At 62.8% G+C, this 3048-nt stretch carries 2 protein-coding genes; both read left to right on the top strand.

The annotated features are described in order from the left end of the window. Nucleotides 1-155 precede the first annotated feature (155 nt). Complete coding sequence (locus M3498_10265) at nt 156-1538, top strand: mercuric reductase (protein ID MDQ3459666.1); 1383 nt, start codon at nt 156-158, stop codon at nt 1536-1538. Nucleotides 1539-1872: 334 nt separating this feature from the next. Then, the coding region (locus M3498_10260; GenBank protein MDQ3459665.1) for a hypothetical protein at nt 1873-3048 on the top strand (1176 nt) is incomplete at its 3' end.

Genomic DNA, 3048 nt, shown 5'->3' with positions numbered 1-3048 from the left:
CTTTAGAGGCCAGGAGGCTGTGTAGGCCTCTTTACGGAAAGCCGCAGGGCGAGGTGCTTAGATTGTAAGTCAGGGTTTAGCCATACGATCCGCGTTAGAGCAGCGCCTGCACAAAACCGGGGACTGGCCTTTAGAACCTGCGCCAGGGAGGAAGCATGAACGAGGAGAACAACGAGAACTTCGACATCATGATTATCGGTGGGGGGCAAGCGGGCACCGCGCTCGCGCAGGTTCTTGCCAAGGCAGGCAAACGTGTCGCGCTTGCCGAGCGCAAGCACTTAGGCGGCTCCTGCGTAAATTTTGGCTGCACCCCGACGAAAGCCGCCCTCGCCTCGGCTAGAGTGGCGCACCTCGCCCGGCGCGGCGCGGACTTCGGCATCACCATTCCCGAGGTCAAGGTGGACTTTGCAGCGGTGCTGGGGCGCGCCAGGGAAATAGCTTTAAGCTCACGCAAAGGCCTGCAGGAGAGTTTTAGTTCGGACAACCCCAAGCTGCTGCGCGGCCACGCCCGGCTCGAGGGCCGGAATACCGGGGGCTTTGAGGTGAGGATAGACGGCCGTCTCGTCACCGCCAAAGAGGTCGTCCTAAATACCGGCACCCGCAGTTTTATCCCGCCCGTCGACGGCTTAAAGGACCTCCCCTTTATCGACGCCGAGAACTGGCTCGACCATGATGACTTGCCCGAGCACCTCATCATCATCGGCGGCGGCTATATTGGCCTCGAGATGAGCCAGTTTTACCGCCGCATGGGCAGCCGTGTCACCGTGGTCGAGGGCGCCTCACAAGTCGCGGCTCACGAGGACGGGGAGGTCGCCTCGGCCTTGCAAAGCTTGCTCGAGGGCGAAGGCGTCGACGTTATGCTGAACAGCAAAGTGAAGCGCGTCACCGCTGCAGAGGGCGGCGTCACCGTAACGATCGAAGGTGAAGACGGCACCGGCGCTATCGCCGCGTCCCACCTCTTTGTCGCCACCGGCCGCAAGCCCAATACCGACGACCTCGGCCTCGACGCCGCCAGCGTCAAAGTGAGCGACCAGGGCATCATCGAGGTAAACGAGCGGCTCGCCACCAGCGTCAAAGGCATCTGGGCGGCGGGCGACATCCGCGGCGGCCCCATGTTCACCCACACCTCCTGGGACGACCACCGCGTCCTCGAGTCGCAGCTTTTAGGTGACGGCGCGCGCACCACCCGGCGCATCGTGCCTTACGCCGTCTTCACCGACCCCGAGTTAGGCCGCGCCGGCATGACCGAAAGCGAAGCGCGTAAGGCCGGCAAAAAGTTCAAGGTCGCCAGGTACGAGATGAAAAAAAACGGCAAGGCGACCGAAATCGGTGAGACCGAGGGCTTTATCAAGGTCGTCGTAGACGCCCAGACCGGCCACATCCTCGGCGCGGCGGTGCTGGCCGCCGAAGGGGCGGAACTCGTCCACTGTTATATCGATCTGATGAACGCGGGGGCGCCTTACACCGTCATCCGCGACGCCCTGCACATCCACCCCACCCTGGCCGAGGCTATCCAGAGCGTTTTAAAGGATCTCTAAGCGCTCCTAAGAGCGGTTGGGCATGGCCCCGGATATCCGCGACGCAACGCTGCCAAAGCAACGCCGCCGGCGCCAGGCGGGAATTGTAACCAGAGGTGAAATTCGCGTGCAGCAGGAAAAAAGTGAGCGTCCCTGGGTATTGTGTTTGACGGAACCTCTGCGAAGCTACCCGTAGGTTGAGTAAGACAAGGGAGGGTAAGACAGGGCGGTGGCTTTCACCCCAGACCCTCGAGGCTCGTCTCGGTAAGCCTCCCACCGCTCCTAACTTGTAAAGGAGATTTACATGAAACGACATAGGTTTTTACTATTCACAGCTTTACTATTCACAACCAGCATGCTGTGGCTCACCGTGGCGGCAGCAAGCTCCCACGCTCAAGAAAATCAAGAGCACATGGGCGGCGCGGCTGTGGTCACGCTGATGCCCGTAGCCGAGCACGGCCTTCCCGAGGGCTTTGGCGAGGAGGAGTGGTTGGCAGCCAGAGGCGTCGCCTTCGTCACCACCAGCGATGCCGGTGAGGACACCATCATGGTCGCCGCTAGCGGTCTGGTGCCAAACGGCATCTACACCCTGTGGTGGGTCATCGAGGAACCCGAGATGGAAGTGGGGCCTGCCGGTGGCTTGCCCGCCAACACCTTCACCGCTGACCGGGAAGGCAACGCCAGGGCGATCATCACCGCCCCCACGGATAACGACTATCAAACCCTGTTGATCGCCTATCACGCCGACTACAGGACCTACGGCGACGAGCCCGGCCAGATGGGTGAGGTGACCTTCAGCCAGCTCATGGGGCCCTTTCCCCGCTCGGCAGGCATGAACGCCATGTCCCAGACGCAGACGGGCATGGGGGACATGCAAACGGGCGACATGCAAATGAGCATGGACATGATGGGAGAAGGTGCCCAGCTCACCGCCCTCGCCGAGACCAACTTGGATACCCTGCCCGCAGGCCCGCTGGCCTGGATCGCCCTCGACCTCGGGGCCTTGAGAGAGGTTAACGTAACGAGCCCCGCGCCCGGCTTTCTCTACGCCCATGAGGGCACCCACAGCGCCACTGCCGACGGTACGGAGGTCATGCTCGAGCAGGGCGAGTCGGTCTTCGTCCCCGAAGGCAGCGAGGTCATGCTGGCGAGCGGCCAGGGTCTCTGGCACATCGTTTTAGCCGACCCAGAGGCAGAGCTTCCCGAGGAACTCGAGGGCGCCACGGTCGCTTTTACGAGCGGTGAACTCGAGGGGCTCCCCGAAGGCCCCGCCGCGCTCCGCTTTTTGCTCGTCGAGCTTCCCATGATGGGCAGCGCCACCACCGTCCACACCCATCCCGGCCCCGAGTACATCTACGTTATGGAGGGCGATATCGACTACGAGACCGGCCTCGCCGACACCGAGACGCTGACGGTCGGCGACGACCGCGCCCTGCCCGCTGATACCGCCGTGCAAAAGCGCAACCCCAGCGACCAGAGGGTCACCTTCTTGTCCTGGTTTATCGTCGACCCGGGCGCGCCCTTCGCGCCC

It is taken from the genome of Deinococcota bacterium, from assembly GCA_030858465.1.
GTDB lineage: Bacteria > Deinococcota > Deinococci > Deinococcales > Trueperaceae > JALZLY01.
This window is presented reverse-complemented; position numbering and strand designations above follow the sequence as displayed.